The following is a 16074-nucleotide window of genomic DNA, read 5'->3' as shown; positions in this document are numbered from 1 at the left end:
AATATGGCGCAGCGGACGGGACTCGAACCCGCGACCCCCGGCGTGACAGGCCGGTATTCTAACCGACTGAACTACCGCTGCGCGTAACACTAAAAGCGAGTTTGGTGGGTGATGACGGGATCGAACCGCCGACCCGCTGCTTGTAAGGCAGCTGCTCTCCCAGCTGAGCTAATCACCCTTCACTCTCGGTGTGGCGCGCATTCTACGGAGCGACCTGTACTCTGGCAAGCACTTTTTCAAATAATTTTTATAATCCTTCCAAAGGCTTACAAACGCTCTGTACAGGGTTGGCCCCAGCGGCTGAGGAGCGAATAATGCCCGCCTTTGTATAGAAAGAGAGATTCACCTCATGTGGTTCAAAAACCTGCTTGTCTATCGCCTGACCCAGGACGTGCCTTTTGATGCCGAAGCGCTGGAGACAGCACTGGCGACCAAGCCAGCGCGCGCCTGCGCCAGCCAGGAGGTAGCCACCTATGGTTTCGTCGCTCCTTTCGGCAAGGGCGAAGACGCTCCATTGGTACACATCAGTCAGGACTTCATGCTGATCGCCGCACGCAAGGAAGAACGCATTCTGCCGGGCAGCGTCGTGCGTGACGCGCTCAAGGAAAAGGTCGACGAGATCGAAGCCGAGCAGATGCGCAAGGTCTACAAGAAGGAACGTGATCAGCTCAAGGATGAAATCATCCAGGCGTTCCTGCCGCGCGCCTTTATCCGCCGCTCCGCCACCTTCGCCGCCATCGCGCCGAAACAGGGCCTGATCCTGGTCAATGCCTCCAGCCCGAAACGCGCCGAAGACCTGTTGTCCACTCTGCGCGAAGTCATCGGCTCGCTGCCGGTACGTCCGCTGACGGTCAAGGTTTCACCGAGTGCGACCATGACCGACTGGGTCAAGACCCAGAAAGCAGCCGACAACTTCTTCGTGCTGGACGAGTGCGAGCTGCGCGACACCCATGAAGATGGCGGTATCGTGCGCTGCAAGCGTCAGGACCTGACCGGCGACGAAATCCAGCTGCACCTGAGCACAGGCAAGGTCGTGACCCAGCTGTCGCTGGCCTGGCAGGACAAATTGTCGTTCGTGCTGGACGATAAACTGGTGGTCAAGCGTCTGAAGTTCGAGGACCTGCTGCAGGATCAGGCCGAACAGGACGGTGGTGACGAAGCGTTGGGGCAACTGGACGCCAGCTTCACGCTGATGATGCTGACCTTCGGCGAGTTCCTGCCGGAGCTGTTCGAGGCACTGGGCGGCGAAGAGATTCCGCAAGGCATCTGATACGCGCGTTTGCAACATTGCCGCTCGAAACACCGCGCCGTCTCATCAGACGGCGCATTCATTTCATCCCGGTTATTCAACAAGAAGGAGCAGGCCATGCGTGCGTTGGCAGCCTTGAGTCGTTTTGTCGGCAACACGTTTGCCTACTGGGTTTTGTTGTTCGCCATTCTGGCATTTCTGTTTCCGCAGGTTTTCATCGGCCTGAAAAGCTGGATCGTGCCGCTGCTGGGGCTGGTCATGTTCGGCATGGGCCTGACCCTGAAACTTGACGACTTCTCCGAAGTGGCGCGTAACCCGTGGCGAGTGGCGCTGGGTGTGATCGCGCACTTTGTAATCATGCCCGGTGTAGCCTGGTTGCTGTGCCAGGTGTTTCAACTGCCGCCGGAGATCGCCGTGGGCGTGATTCTGGTCGGTTGCTGCCCGAGCGGCACTTCATCCAACGTCATGGCCTGGCTGGCGAAGGGTGATCTGGCGCTGGCGGTGGCAATCGCTGCGGTCACTACCCTGCTCGCCCCGCTGCTGACCCCGACCCTGATCTGGTTCCTCGCTTCGGCGTGGCTGCCGGTGTCTTTCCTCGATATGTTCTGGTCGATCCTGCAACTGGTCATGCTGCCGATTGTGCTCGGTGTGGTTGCACAGCGCCTGTTGGGTGCGCGGGTCAGCTATGCCGTGGACGTGCTGCCGCTGGTCTCGGTGGTCAGTATTGTGATGATCGTCTGCGCCGTAGTCGCCGCCAGCCAGGCGAAAATCGCTGAATCCGGCCTCCTGATCATGGCGGTGGTGATTCTGCACAACACGTTCGGTTTTCTGTTGGGTTATTTCACTGGCAAGGTTTTCAAGCTGCCATTGGCGCAACGCAAGTCGCTGGCGTTGGAGGTCGGCATGCAGAACTCGGGGCTGGGCGCTGCGCTGGCGAGTGCTCATTTCTCGCCGCTGGCGGCGGTGCCAAGTGCGCTGTTCAGTGTCTGGCACAATATTTCCGGGGCGTTGCTGTCGACGTATTTCAGGAAGATGCCGGAGGAAGAGAATACGTCCAGGCCGCAGTGACGCTTTGCTTCATACAGCTGTTCTGTGACATCAGGCGGATTGGGGTTCAGGCTCGACTATCGTTCCCACGCTCCGCGTGGGAACGCCGTTCGTGACGCTCCGCGTCACACGGCGGTTCTGTGACATCAGGTGGATGTGGGTTCCGGCTCAGGTCACCTTTGGCTATCGTGCCAACGCGAAGTGGTTGGCACGTCAGTCGTACGGAGCGCCGACGCTACTGCACTTTCCCTCTCAGTGCTTTCACTTCTTCGCGCACGTCCACGGGGGTTGCCACGTCTGCTGCAATGGGCGAGCCGGCAACCAGCACGACGCGAGACCACAGGCGGCGAAACAGGGTCTTGCTCGGGTCGCGGCTGAAGAAGCTGCCCCACAGGCCTTGCAGTGCCAGTGGAATGACCGGTACCGGGGTTTCCTGAATGATGCGGCTCATGCCGTTCTTGAAGCCGTTGATTTCGCCGTCGGTGGTCAGTTTGCCTTCCGGGAAGATGCACACCAGTTCGCCTTCTGCGAGGTACTGGGCGATGCGTTTGAACGATTTCTCGTAGATGTCCATGTCTTCGTTACGCCCGGCAATGGGGATGGTCCCTGCAGTGCGAAAGATGAAGTTAAGCACGGGCAGTTGGTAGATCTTGTAGTACATGACAAAGCGGATCGGGCGCCTCACTGCGCCGGCAATCAGCAATGCATCGACAAAGGACACATGGTTGCAGACCAGCAGCGCCGCGCCTTCGTCAGGGATACGGTCCAGATTGCGGTGTTCGACGCGGTACATGGAATGGCCAAGCAGCCAGATCATGAAGCGCATGGTGAACTCGGGGACGATCTTGAAGATGTAGATATTGACCGCGATGTTCATCACCGACACGGCCAGAAACAGCTGCGGGATCGACAGTTTGGCAACGCTCAGCAGCAGGATCGAGACAATCGCCGAGACCACCATGAACAGCGCGTTGAGGATGTTGTTGGCGGCGATGACGCGCGAGCGCTCTTTTACCGGCGTGCGCGACTGGATCAAGGCGTACAGCGGCACGATATAAAAGCCGCCGAAGATGCCGATACCGAGAATGTCGAACAGCACCAGCCAGCCCTGCCCGGAAGACAGCACCGCCAGCCAGTCGTTGGCCTGCACGTTCTGCGGGAAACCGCCCGAATGCCACCACAGCAGCAGGCCGAAAATCGTCAGGCCCATCGAGCCGAACGGCACCAGCCCGATCTCGACCTTATGCCCGGACAAGCGCTCGCAGAGCAGCGAGCCCAGCGCGATGCCGATGGAGAACACGGTCAGAATCAGGGTAACGACCGTTTCGTCGCCGTACATCCATTCCTTGGCATAGGCCGGGATCTGCGTCAGGTAGATCGCCCCCACGAACCAGAACCACGAGTTGCCGACAATCGAGCGCGAAACCGCAGGCGTTTGCCCCAGCCCCATGCGCAAGGTCGCCCATGACTGGGTGAAGATGTTCCAGTTGAGCTTCATCTCCGGCGAGGCGGCATCGGCGCGCGGGATACCGAAGCTGGCCAGGAACCCCAGGCAGGCGACCAGCACGATGGCAGCCGCCACCACCCAGGCATAGTGCGAAGAAGACATCATCACACCCGCGCTGATGGTGCCGGCCAGAATCGCCAGAAAGGTACCCATCTCGACCAGCGCGTTGCCGCCGACCAGTTCGCTCTCGCGCAGGTGCTGGGGCAGGATCGAATACTTGACCGGTCCGAACAGCGCCGAATGCGTGCCCATGGCGAACAGCGCGGCGAGCATCAACTCCAGATGATTGAACAGAAAACCTGCGGCACCGACCGCCATGATGACGATCTCACCGAACTTGATGATCCGGATCAACTGGTCCTTGGGGTACTTCTCACCGAACTGCCCGGCCAGCGCCGAGAACAGAAAGAACGGCAGGATGAACAGCAAAGCGCACAGATTGACGTAGATCGAACGATCCCCGTCGATGCTCAACTTGTAAAGGATGGCAAGGATCAATGACTGCTTGAAGATATTGTCATTGAACGCCCCAAGGGACTGCGTAATGAAAAACGGCAGGAAACGGCGTTTCCCGAGCAGGCTGAATTGTGACTGTTGGCTCATCGTCCGTGGTCCTGAGAGGCTGGGGTGAACTGACGCAGCGGCCAATCCGAGGCACATTGAAGACGTAACGCTGACGAATGTCGATAGGACATTTCTTTTTACAAAACCTGTGTCGCTATTTTTATCACTTCGGGCTTGGTCGGGGCAGCTGCGACACTGCGCCACGCTCGACCTTGGTCGACAAAGACGAAGCGCAGCCATCGTGCGAGACTGCGCGTTATCGATACGGTGTGGAATTTGATATGTCGCTGTCCAGCGGGCTGATTGCGGCCGTTGCCTTGTCCTATATGGCCATCATGTTTGCTATCGCCTTTTACGGCGACCGCTACAGCGCGTCGCTGCGCCCGACCATGCGCGCCTGGGTCTACAGCCTGTCGCTGGCGGTCTACTGCACCAGCTGGACGTTTTTCGGCGCAGTGGGTCAGGCCGCCGAGCAGTTGTGGTCGTTCCTGCCGATCTATCTGGGGCCCATCGTGCTGATGGTACTGGCGCCCTGGGTGCTGCAAAAAATGGTGCTGATCAGCAAACAGGAAAACATCACCTCGATCGCCGACTTCATCGCGGCGCGCTATGGCAAATCCCAATCCCTCGCAGTCATGGTGGCGCTGATCTGCCTGATCGGCATGCTGCCGTACATCGCGCTGCAGCTCAAAGGCATCGTGCTGGGGGTGAATATCCTGATCGGTGCCGTGGCCGACTCCACCGGTATTCGTGCTCAGGACACCGCGCTGGTGGTGTCGCTGATTCTCGCGCTGTTCACCATCGTCTTCGGTGCGCGCAATCTGGATGTCACCGAACATCATCGCGGCATGGTGCTGGCCATTGCTTTCGAGGCGCTGGTCAAGCTGTTCGCCTTCATGGCAGTCGGTGTGTTCGTCACGTTCGGCCTGTACGACGGATTCGACGACCTGTTCAATCAGGCCAAACTGGCGCCACGTCTCGAGGAATACTGGAAAGACACGATCAACTGGCCGTCGATGTTCGTGCAGACCGGCGTGGCGATGATGGCGATTGTCTGCCTGCCCCGTCAGTTCCACGTGACGGTGGTCGAGAACATCGAGCCTCAGGACCTGAATCTCGCCAAATGGGTGTTCCCGGCCTATCTGGCGCTGGCTGCGCTGTTCGTGGTGCCGATTGCGCTGGCCGGACAAATGCTCCTCCCCGGCTCCATGCTGCCCGACTCGTTCGTGATCAGCCTGCCGCTGGCGCACGCTCACCCGTCGCTGGCGCTGCTGGCCTTCATCGGCGGAGCATCGGCAGCAACCGGCATGGTGATCGTCGCCTGCGTGGCGCTGTCGACGATGATTTCCAACGACATGCTGCTGCCGTGGCTGTTGAGACGCAAAAACACCGAGCGGCCGTTCGAGGCGTTTCGTCACTGGATGCTTTCTGTCAGACGCATCAGCATCGTGATGATTCTCCTGCTGGCCTACGTCAGCTACCGGATGCTGGGGTCGACGGCCAGTCTGGCAACCATCGGCCAGATCGCCTTTGCCGCGATCACCCAGCTGGCTCCCGCCATGTTCGGTGCCTTGTACTGGAAGCAGGCCAATCGGCGTGGCGTATTTGCAGGCCTGGCGGCGGGCATCTTCATCTGGTTCTACACCCTTGTGCTACCGGTAGCGGCGCATGGCATGGGCTGGTCGCTGAGCACTTTCCCGCTGCTTTCCTGGCTGCACAGCAACCCGTTCGACCTGCCTATCTCGCCGATGACCCAGGGCGTGGTGCTGTCGATGGCCGGCAACTGTACGTTGTTCGCCTGGGTGTCGATGTTGTCGCGCACGCGAGTAGCCGAGCACTGGCAGGCGGGTCGTTTCATCGGCCAGGAAACCCAGGGACGCGACTTCAGCCGCCCCCTGCTCGCGGTGCAGATCGAGGACCTGCTGAGCCTGTCGGCACGCTTCGTTGGTGAGGACCGCGCGCGACAGAGTTTCATCCGCTTCGCCCACAGGCAGGGCAAGGGTTTCAACCCCGGCCTGAATGCCGATGGTGAATGGATCGCGCATACCGAGCGGCTGCTGGCCGGCGTGCTCGGCACCTCTTCGACCCGCGCCGTGGTCAAGGCCGCTATCGAAGGTCGCGACATGCAGTTGGAAGACGTTGTACGCATCGCCGACGAAGCCTCCGAAGTTCTGCAGTTCAACCGCGCGCTGCTGCAGGGTGCCATCGAAAACATTACCCAGGGCATCAGCGTGGTGGACCAGTCCTTGCGGCTGGTGGCCTGGAATCGTCGTTACCTTGAGCTGTTCAACTACCCCGAAGGCCTGATCGGCGTTGGCCGGCCGATTGCCGACATCATCCGTTACAACGCTGAGCGCGGACTCTGCGGGCCGGGCGAGGCAGAGGTTCACGTTGCGCGGCGTCTGCACTGGATGCGCCAGGGCCGCGCTCATACCTCGGAGCGGTTGTTTCCCAATGGCCAGGTGATCGAACTGATTGGCAACCCGATGCCGGGCGGCGGATTCGTCATGAGTTTCACCGACATCACCGAGTTCCGCGCCGCCGAACACGCCCTCAAAGGCGTCAATGAAAGCCTTGAGCAGCGGGTAGCCGCACGTACCCACGAATTGTCCCAGCTCAACCAGGCGCTGACCGACGCCAAGGGCACCGCTGAAGCCGCCAACGAATCGAAAACCCGCTTCCTGGCCGCGGTGAGTCATGACCTGATGCAGCCGTTGAACGCTGCACGGCTGTTCTCCGCTGCGCTGTCACATCAGCAGGAGGGGATTTCCAGCGAAGCCCAGCAATTGGTTCGGCACCTGGACAGCTCGTTGCGCTCTGCCGAAGACCTGATCAGCGACCTGCTGGATATTTCCCGAATCGAAAACGGCAAGATCACCCCGGATCGTCAGCCGTTTCCGCTCAGCGCGCTGTTTGACACCCTGGGTGCCGAATTCAAGGCGCTGGCCCAGGAACAGGGTCTGAGCTTTCGTGTAAGGGGCAGTTCACTGCGCGTCGACAGTGATATCAAACTGTTGCGCCGAGTGCTGCAGAACTTTTTGACCAACGCTTTCCGCTATGCCAAAGGCCCTATTCTGCTGGGTGTCAGGCGCTACGGTGACAGCCTGAGCCTGGAAGTCTGGGACCGGGGGCCGGGCATTCCCGAAGACAAACGCAAGGTAATCTTCGAAGAATTCAAACGCCTCGACAGCCACAAGACTCACGCGGCCAAGGGGCTGGGTCTGGGGCTGGCGATTGCCGATGGTTTGTGCCGCATTCTCGAGCATCCTTTGCAAGTGCGCTCATGGACCGGCAAAGGCAGCGTGTTCAGCGTGCGGGTGCCGCTGGCCGCGCCTCAGGCGGCAGTCCCCGCAACACTGCCCGATGTCAGCCGCCCCGCGCTGAACGGCACACAGGTGCTGTGTGTCGACAACGAGGACAGCATCCTGATCGGTATGCACAGTCTGCTGTCACGCTGGGGCTGTCAGGTCTGGACCGCGCGCAATCGCCAGGAATGCGAAGCGCTGTTGAACAATGGCATCCGGCCGCAGATTGCTCTGGTGGATTACCACCTGGATGAGGGCGAAACCGGTACTGAACTCATGGCCTGGCTGCGCACCCGACTGGGTCAACCGGTACCGGGCGTGCTTATCAGTGCCGATGGGCGTGCGGAGTTGATCGCTCAGGTGCACGCGGCGGGGCTCGATTACCTGCCCAAGCCGGTCAAGCCTGCAGCGCTGCGCGCGCTGTTGAGCCGGCATGTGAGTCTGGACGGGTAACGGAATGCCGGTTGTTCGCAGAGGCTGCGAACAACCGGATCAGAGGGGGAATAACCGGAAAGACTGTCGCTTAACCGAACAACCAGTAGCCCAGCAGCGTCAGTACCACGACTGCCAGAACAGGGCGCAGTACGCGGTAAGCCTTGGGGTTGGCGCGCTTGAACTGCTTGACCTTGCCACTGAAACCATCGCTGAAACGCTTGCTGAATGCATACGCCTGATTGATTCCGCCGACGCGCTCGTCGTCAAGGTTCTGCGGAGCGGTGGCGCGGCCCAGAAACGCGCTGACGCTGCGGTTCATACGGGTCATGAAGCGGTTGGTCAACGGACGCTCGACATCACAGAACAGAATTACACGGGTCTGGTCGGTCTCGTTCTTGACCCAGTGAACGTAGGTCTCATCGAACATGACGTCCTGACCGTCACGCCAGGCGTATTCCTTGCCATCGACGAAGATCCGGCAGTCATCGGAGTTGGGTGTCGACAGGCCCAGGTGATAACGCAGCGAGCCGGCGAACGGATCGCGGTGCGGATTGAGGTGACTGCCACCCGGCAGCAGCGCGAACATCGCGCCCTTGACGTTGGGAATGCTGTTGACCAGTTCAACGGTTTTCGGGCACAGCGCCTCGGCAGACGGCAGGGCCTTGTCGTACCACTTCAGGTAAAAGCGCTTCCAGCCCTTCTTGAAGAACGAGCCAAAACCGGCGTCGTTGTTTTTCTCCGCTGCACGAATATAGCCTTCGTCGAACAGGTGCATGGCTTCGTCGCGAATGGTTTCCCAGTTGTCCTTGAGGATGTCCAGCTCAGGGAATTTGCTGCGGTCCAGATAGGGCTCGGACGGGACGCGGGAAAACAGGTACATCAGTGCGTTGTACGGTGCGAACAATGCCGAATGGTTGACGAACTGCCGCAACAGAGGCAGTCGGGCCCGACCGCGCAAATGAACGTACAGCGTGCTGCCCAGAAACAGCATCAGGATCGATGCCTTGGCAACAAATGAAAGGGTCATGAAGCTCTCCTTGAAGCGGGCAGATAACGCCAAACGTCACGCGGGCAGTGCTGATGCATGATTCTGAATAATGACTGGAGCGCCGGTCGAACAACGCTCATCGTCCGGCAAGTCGTAGCTGGCCATCATAAACCCTTGCGTTGCCCGCATGAAGTACGCACTTGCGAAGATGTGTTACTGGGAAAGCTCCTGATCGGTAAACAGATCGCTGAACAGCATGCTCGACAGGTAACGTTCGCCGGAGTCCGGCAGGACCACCACGATCGTCTTGCCCTGCATCTCCGGTTTTTCAGCCAGACGAACGGCGGCCGCCATCGCCGCGCCGCAGGAAATACCACAGAGAATGCCCTCCTCCTGCATCAGACGCCGGGCCATGGCCTTGGACTCTTCATCGGTGACACGCTCTACCCGGTCGACAATCGACAGGTCGAGGTTTTTCGGGATGAAGCCGGCGCCGATGCCCTGAATCTTGTGCGGGCTGGGGGTGATCGTTTCACCGGCCATCGCCTGGGTGATGATCGGCGAACCGTCCGGCTCGACTGCGACCGACAGGATCGGTTTGCCTTCGGTGTGCTTGATATACCGGGAGATACCGGTGATAGTCCCGCCAGTCCCTACGCCTGCTACCAAGACGTCGATGGCACCGTCGGTGTCTGCCCAGATTTCCGGGCCGGTGGTTTTTTCATGGATGGCCGGGTTGGCCGGGTTCTCGAATTGCGCCGGCATGAAATATTTCTCGGGGTTGTCTGCCAGCAGTTCTTCGGCCTTGGCAATCGCACCTTTCATCCCCTTGGCCGCTTCGGTCAGCACCAGTTCTGCGCCCAGTGCCTTGAGTACCTTGCGACGTTCTATGCTCATGGAAGCGGGCATGGTGAGCATCAGTTTGTAGCCACGGGCAGCGGCAACGAAGGCCAGACCTATGCCGGTGTTGCCCGAGGTCGGTTCGACGATGGTCATGCCCGGCTTGAGCCTGCCGCTGCTTTCGGCGTCCCAGATCATATTGGCGCCGATACGGCATTTAACGGAATAACCCGGATTACGCCCTTCGATCTTGGCCAGAATGGTGATACCGCGCGGCGCGATACGGTTGATCTGCACCAACGGCGTATTACCGATGGAATGGGCGTTATCAGCGTAGATACGGCTCATGAGGGTGTCCTTGTGCACATCGGTTAAAGACCCAAAGCCTATGCCGCCAACTGTGGGGCGTCCAGTCTGACCGAACGGATGACGGCGCGAGCAGTCAATCCTTCATTGAAACAGGAGACTCATGTCATGAAACGTCGCTACAGCTGGCCGCTATGGACCCTGGCCGCTCTGGTAGTCCTGCTGATCGCTGTCAATATCGCCCTGCCGTATCTGGTGCGTGACTATCTGAACGACAAACTGGCCGACATGGGTGACTACCGGGGCGAGATCACCGATGTGGACCTGGCACTGTGGCGAGGGGCGTACCGGATCAAGGGGCTGAAGATCGTCAAGACCGACGGCAAGGTCCCGGTGCCCTTTTTCGACGCACCGATGATCGAACTGGCTGTCAGCTGGCATTCACTCTGGTATGACCATGCAGTGGTCGCGAAAGCACTCTTCACCGGCCCGCAGATCAACTTCGTGGACGGCGGCAGCAAGCAGGACTCGCAGACCGGTCAGGGGACCGACTGGCGTACCCAGATGGACAAGCTGCTGCCCATCACCCTCAACGAATTGCGCATCGATAACGGGCGCATCACCTTCAATAACTTCAACTCCACGCCCAAAGTAAAAATCGAGGCGGATCAGGTCAATGCCAGCATCTATAACCTGACCAACGTGGTCGATGTGGAAGGCAATCGCGATGCCGAGTTCAAGGGCAAGGCACGTCTGCTGGGCCATGCCGATCTGGAGAGCTCAGCCAGATTCGATCCGTTCAGCAACTTTGAAGACTTCGACTTCAAACTGCGCGCCACCGGCATCCAGCTCAAGAAACTCAACGATTTCTCGTCGGCCTACGGCAAGTTCGATTTCAACGCCGGCGATGGCGATGTGGTGATTGAAGCGCAGGCCGACAAAGGCCAGCTCAAGGGCTACATAAAGCCGCTGCTGCGCAACGTGGACGTGTTCAACTGGCAGCAGGATGTCGAAAACAAGGACAAGGGTGTTTTCCGCTCGATCTGGGAAGCGCTGGTCGGAACCAGCGAAACCGTGTTGAAAAACCAGCGGGAAAACCAGTTCGCCACACGCGTCGACCTCAGCGGCAGCGTTCATCAGCAGGACATCAGCGGCTTCCAGGCGTTTCTGCAGATCCTGCGCAATGCTTTCGTGCAGGCATTCAATGCGCGTTATGAGAGCAGCAAGGGGTCTTAGCGGTTTTTTCAAGCGCGCCAACGATGAAAAATCGTACGTTTTCATCAGGGGCAGCGTTGACTTAACTGTCGGAAAACAAAGTATCCGCGCCTGTCTGGATGTCTAGTTCAGGCCATTCGACGCTCCAGCCATGGTCGCCCAACTGTGCCTGGGCGAACGCGTCATCGGCTATCAGTGGACGCAGGTCGGGGAAGGTCTGCACATCGGAGCTCATGTCGAAGGTGTGTTGCTGATCATCTATCAACGTCAACGCCAGCCGGTGGCCGGCCAATACTTGAACATCCTTAAAGCAGCGTTACAATTTCGACCCGGTCACTGCGTGACGCCCCATTCAAGAACTGAATGAGGCGTCTTCGTTCACAGCCATCGGGCCGCCACGTTATAGTCAGGGCATTGCTTGCCCTATTACGGCGCGCGTGCCGACCGGTTACGCGCACCCACGCGAAAAGGATGGATCAATGAAGTTCGAAGGTACGCCGGCCTACGTTGCCACTGACGATCTCAAGCTGGCGGTCAACGCGGCCATCACGCTGGAGCGTCCATTGTTGGTCAAGGGCGAGCCCGGCACCGGCAAGACCATGCTCGCCGAACAACTGGCCGAGTCCTTCGGCGCGAAACTGATTACCTGGCATATCAAGTCCACGACCAAGGCCCATCAAGGCCTGTACGAGTACGATGCGGTGAGCCGTCTGCGCGATTCGCAACTGGGCGTCGACAAGGTCCACGACGTACGCAATTACCTGAAGAAGGGCAAGCTCTGGGAGGCCTTCGAGTCTGACGAACGGGCGATTTTGCTGATCGACGAGATCGACAAGGCCGATATCGAATTCCCCAACGACCTGTTGCAGGAGCTCGACAAGATGGAGTTCTACGTTTACGAGACGAATGAAACCATCAAAGCCAGGCATCGACCGATCATCATCATTACCTCCAACAACGAGAAGGAGCTGCCGGATGCCTTTCTGCGTCGCTGCTTCTTCCACTACATCGCCTTCCCGGATCGGGCCACGCTGCAACGCATCGTCGATGTGCATTACCCGGACATCAAGAAAGACCTGGTGAGCGAAGCGCTGGACGTATTCTTTGACGTGCGCAAGGTGCCGGGGCTGAAGAAGAAGCCCTCCACCTCCGAGCTGGTCGACTGGCTGAAGCTGCTGATGGCCGACAACATCGGTGAAGCCGTGCTGCGCGAACGCGACCCGACCAAGGCGATTCCGCCATTGGCCGGCGCGCTGGTCAAGAACGAGCAGGACGTGCATCTGTTGGAACGTCTGGCGTTCATGAGCCGTCGCGGCAATCGCTGATCGTGTCTATCCAACCTGCCATGTAAAAGGGCGACAGCCATGCTGCTCAACCTGTTCAACGAAATGCGCGCGGCCAAGGTGCCGGTGTCTCTGCGTGAACTGCTGGACCTGATCAATGCGCTTAAACAGCGGGTCGTGTTCGCCGACATCGATGAGTTCTACTTCCTGGCGCGCACGATTCTGGTCAAGGACGAGCGCCATTTCGACAAGTTCGACCGGGCCTTCGGTGCGTATTTCAACGGCTTGGAAAACCTCGACGAGCATTTGCAGGCGCTGATCCCGGAAGACTGGCTGCGCAAAGAGTTCGAGCGTTCGCTGACGGACGAGGAACGCGCGCAGATCCAGTCGCTGGGCGGCCTCGACAAACTGATCGAGGAGTTCAAGAAACGCCTGGAAGAACAGAAGGAACGCCATGCCGGTGGCAACAAATGGATCGGCACCGGTGGCACCAGCCCGTTCGGTTCGGGCGGCTACAACCCGGAAGGCATCCGCGTCGGCGATGCAGGCGAGCGCAAAGGCAAGGCCGTCAAAGTCTGGGACCAGCGCGAATATAAAAACCTGGACGATCAGGTTGAGCTGGGGACGCGCAATATCAAGGTGGCCCTGCGTCGCCTGCGCAAGTTCGCTCGTCAGGGCGCTGCGGATGAACTGGACATCGACAGCACCATCGATCACACCGCACGCGATGCGGGCCTGCTGAACATTCAGATGCGTCCGGAGCGGCGCAACACCATCAAGTTATTGCTGCTGTTCGACATCGGCGGCTCGATGGATTCACACATCAAGGTCTGTGAAGAGCTGTTCTCCGCATGCAAGACCGAGTTCAAGCACATGGAGTATTTCTACTTCCATAACTTCATTTACGAATCGGTGTGGAAGAACAACCAGCGCAGAAACTCGGAGCGGACCGCCACCCAGGACCTGCTGCACAAGTATGGCGAGGACTACAAAGTGATTTTCATCGGCGACGCCTCGATGGCGCCCTATGAAATCACCCAGCCCGGCGGCAGCGTCGAACACTGGAATGAAGAGCCAGGCTATGTGTGGATGCAGCGCTTCATGGCCAAATTCAAGAAGATCATCTGGATCAATCCCTATCCGAAAGATGCCTGGGACTACACCACCTCGACGCATGTTGTGCGTGATTTGATCGAGGGTCAGATGTATCCGCTGACCCTTAGCGGTCTGGAAGAAGGCATGCGCTACCTGGCGAAGTGAAGGCGGCGGGCGCGCGACCATAGCGACGCCCGCTCTGCTTGTCACAACGGCCTGCAGTCAACTCCTGTGGCGTTCGAACTGCGGCTTGCGTCGTCCGCCGTGGATCACCCAGCCGAGCAACAGCACGAAGCTTTCGATCACCAGCGCCAGCAGCAATGCACTGATAATGCCCCAGGCAATGACCTCGGGGGCCAGCAGAACCTGCCACGTATAACCGTTGAAGGTTTCGCGACGGATATCCGGATCGGAAGAAGTGGCCACGAACAAGGCTTTGGAATACCAAGGCCCCTGAAGCCCGAGCCACTGACGCTCAAGGATGTGGGTGCGGTTCATCAGGGTGTCGATAGTGTCCGCATCGCTGCGAAAAACCGGGTCCTCACTGCTGCGATAATGCTGGATCAGCGCCTGAATATCGCCCTTGAAGAACTGCTGCGCAGTGGCGGTATAGCCCTTGACGGATTGCTGCGCCTCGATCAGATGCGCTTCGACACGCTTGCTGTAGTCACTGATGAAACCGGGAATCTGTACCCCGAACAGCAGGCCCATGGTGAACAGGACCAATCGCAGATAACTTCGCAGCATCAATATCCCTCTTCTTTTTTATCCAGTAAGCCGATGGGCCGGTGTCTCAGGGCCTGGTCGTTTCAGTGACGGTGTCGACCGAGCCCTGCGCCACGCACTCGCCCTTGCGCCACAGGCTCCACTGGCCCGGCTCATAGCGGTTCCAGTTTTCGTTCTCGGTCAAGGGTTCGGTCGCGATGACCGTGACCACGTCGTGCGGCGTCGTTTCAGCCTGAAAATCGACAATCACATCGACATCTTTCAACCTCGCCGGACCGAATGGGGCACGGCGGGTGATCTGAACCAGTTTGGTACTGCAAAAGCAAAACAGCCAGTCACCGTCGCTCAACAGACAGTTGAACACGCCTTTGCTGCGATATTCGGCACATGCCTGGATCAGAGAAGGCAGCAATTCCTCGACTTCGACCGGTTCGGGAAAGGCTTCGCGGACGCGATTGAGCAGGTCGCAGAATGCCGCTTCGCTGTCGGTATCGCCCACCGGCCGATAAAAGGTAACGCCCGGGGTGAAATCCGCCAACTGACCATTATGGGCAAAGCACCAGTTACGGCCCCAGAGTTCACGCACGAAAGGATGGGTATTGGACAGGCAGACCTTGCCGACGTTGGCCTGACGAATATGGCCAATCACGACTTCGCTTTTGATGGGATAGCGCTGCACCAGTTGTGCGACTTCCGATTCGCTGCTGGCTGCCGGGTCCTGAAACAGGCGCAGGCCGCGGCCCTCGTAGAAGGCAATGCCCCAGCCATCGCGATGCGGACCGGTGCGGCCGCCCCGCTGCATCAGCCCGGTAAAGCTGAAGACTATGTCGGTCGGGACATTGGCGCTCATGCCCAGTAGTTCACACATGCTCAGGTTCTCGCTTCAAGACGTTTTGCAGCAGGTCACGCGCCGCTGCTAACGGCGCTTGCCAACGAAGCGGGATCTACAGCCGCGGCTCGACCCGTGCAGCCCTGGTCGGCGGAAGGGGCGCAGCGTTTCTGCGAGCGTAGTGATCGTCTTCGGCAAACGGTTCGTCAGCAGGGTCGGTGTCCACAGGCTGGGCCGCAGCCTTGGGTTGGCGAGCCTTGCGGCTGCGCTCGATCGGCCAGCGGATCAGCACGAACAGCAGGTACGCGGCGAAGGCGAACATGCCGTACATGGCAAGGTCCGACACGGCGGTCCAGACATTGCTGCCGACCTTGAACATCAGGTCGAGCGCGGTGATCGCGACGGCTGGCGCCATCGCGTCCTTGGCAGGGTCGACCATGGTCGGCGTAAACAGCAGCACCGCGACCGCCACCAGCAACGGCTCCTTGAGATACCGCCACATCCAGCGGGTCATCAGAAACCATACCAGCAGGCAACCCAACGCGGCGAAGGCGTAGACGCTCCAGGCGATCAGATAGTCGTTTTCGGTCATGACGTCCGTGGTAAGCCAGGTAAAGAGGCGCTTATGATAACGGCTTTTGCCTGACGCGGCTTGCCTCGCTGCAGTATTCGGTTCAGCGTGTAC

At 59.2% G+C, this 16074-nt stretch carries 12 protein-coding genes, 2 tRNA genes and 1 pseudogene; 6 read left to right on the top strand and 9 right to left on the bottom strand.

What is annotated here, in order from left to right:
* Window positions 1-4: 4 nt before the first annotated feature.
* A tRNA-Asp gene (locus tag AO388_RS14500) sits at window positions 5-81 on the bottom strand.
* Between the two features lie 21 nt (window positions 82-102).
* A tRNA-Val gene (locus tag AO388_RS14495) sits at window positions 103-178 on the bottom strand.
* Window positions 179-349: 171 nt separating this feature from the next.
* On the opposite strand from AO388_RS14495, the gene rdgC reads away from it, so the two are divergent.
* Window positions 350-1270: a recombination-associated protein RdgC gene (gene rdgC, locus AO388_RS14490; protein WP_003317427.1), complete on the top strand. Its 921-nt coding sequence runs from the start codon at window positions 350-352 to the stop codon at window positions 1268-1270.
* A 96-nt stretch (window positions 1271-1366) separates the two neighbouring features.
* Window positions 1367-2317 carry a bile acid:sodium symporter family protein gene (locus tag AO388_RS14485; RefSeq protein WP_003368323.1) on the top strand — a complete coding sequence of 317 codons (951 nt, stop codon included), beginning with the start codon at window positions 1367-1369 and terminating at the stop codon, window positions 2315-2317.
* A 214-nt stretch (window positions 2318-2531) separates the two neighbouring features.
* On the opposite strand, the gene AO388_RS14480 is transcribed toward AO388_RS14485, so the two are convergent.
* Window positions 2532-4406 carry an MFS transporter gene (locus AO388_RS14480; protein ID WP_003430909.1) on the bottom strand — a complete coding sequence of 625 codons (1875 nt, stop codon included), beginning with the start codon at window positions 4404-4406 and terminating at the stop codon, window positions 2532-2534.
* Between the two features lie 242 nt (window positions 4407-4648).
* Here AO388_RS14480 and AO388_RS14475 point away from each other — a divergent pair, with 242 nt between their 5' ends.
* Window positions 4649-8125 carry a hybrid sensor histidine kinase/response regulator gene (locus AO388_RS14475; protein WP_003430908.1) on the top strand — a complete coding sequence of 1159 codons (3477 nt, stop codon included), beginning with the start codon at window positions 4649-4651 and terminating at the stop codon, window positions 8123-8125.
* Window positions 8126-8195: 70 nt separating this feature from the next.
* Here the strand turns inward: AO388_RS14475 and AO388_RS14470 are convergent, their stop codons facing one another.
* Window positions 8196-9134: an aspartyl/asparaginyl beta-hydroxylase domain-containing protein gene (locus AO388_RS14470; RefSeq protein ID WP_044310477.1), complete on the bottom strand. Its 939-nt coding sequence runs from the start codon at window positions 9132-9134 to the stop codon at window positions 8196-8198.
* A gap of 174 nt (window positions 9135-9308) precedes the next feature.
* Window positions 9309-10283, bottom strand: a complete 975-nt coding sequence (gene cysK, locus AO388_RS14465) for a cysteine synthase A (protein ID WP_058416645.1) — start codon at window positions 10281-10283, stop codon at window positions 9309-9311.
* A 126-nt stretch (window positions 10284-10409) separates the two neighbouring features.
* Here cysK and AO388_RS14460 point away from each other — a divergent pair, with 126 nt between their 5' ends.
* The gene (locus AO388_RS14460) at window positions 10410-11477 is read left to right on the top strand and encodes a DUF748 domain-containing protein (RefSeq protein ID WP_054080788.1); all 1068 of its coding nucleotides are present in this window, start codon (window positions 10410-10412) and stop codon (window positions 11475-11477) included.
* 64 nt (window positions 11478-11541) lie between these two features.
* Here AO388_RS14460 and AO388_RS14455 read toward each other — a convergent pair.
* Window positions 11542-11763, bottom strand: a pseudogene (locus tag AO388_RS14455) (DUF2442 domain-containing protein); the annotation flags it as partial.
* 172 nt (window positions 11764-11935) lie between these two features.
* Between AO388_RS14455 and AO388_RS14450 the strand changes: the two are divergent.
* Window positions 11936-12781 (top strand): AAA family ATPase, encoded by an 846-nt coding sequence (locus AO388_RS14450; protein ID WP_003368308.1) that lies wholly within the window; start codon window positions 11936-11938, stop codon window positions 12779-12781.
* 39 nt (window positions 12782-12820) lie between these two features.
* On the top strand, window positions 12821-13999 hold the full coding sequence (locus tag AO388_RS14445) for a vWA domain-containing protein (protein WP_003368305.1): 1179 nt from the start codon (window positions 12821-12823) through the stop codon (window positions 13997-13999).
* 57 nt (window positions 14000-14056) lie between these two features.
* Here AO388_RS14445 and AO388_RS14440 read toward each other — a convergent pair whose 3' ends face one another.
* From AO388_RS14440 to AO388_RS14430, 3 genes are all read right to left on the bottom strand, one after another.
* A complete protein-coding gene (locus AO388_RS14440) occupies window positions 14057-14581 on the bottom strand; it encodes a DUF2937 family protein (RefSeq protein ID WP_003368303.1) in 525 nt (174 codons plus the stop codon).
* Window positions 14582-14627: 46 nt separating this feature from the next.
* Window positions 14628-15428, bottom strand: coding sequence for a class II glutamine amidotransferase (locus AO388_RS14435; RefSeq protein WP_003368302.1), 801 nt, complete (start codon window positions 15426-15428; stop codon window positions 14628-14630).
* A gap of 76 nt (window positions 15429-15504) precedes the next feature.
* Window positions 15505-15981 (bottom strand): hypothetical protein, encoded by a 477-nt coding sequence (locus AO388_RS14430; RefSeq protein ID WP_003368300.1) that lies wholly within the window; start codon window positions 15979-15981, stop codon window positions 15505-15507.
* Between the last annotated feature and the right edge of the window lie 93 nt (window positions 15982-16074).

Source organism: Pseudomonas sp. ICMP 10191 (assembly GCF_001467335.1).
GTDB classification, from domain to species: Bacteria; Pseudomonadota; Gammaproteobacteria; order Pseudomonadales; family Pseudomonadaceae; genus Aquipseudomonas; species Aquipseudomonas cerasi.
This window is presented reverse-complemented; position numbering and strand designations above follow the sequence as displayed.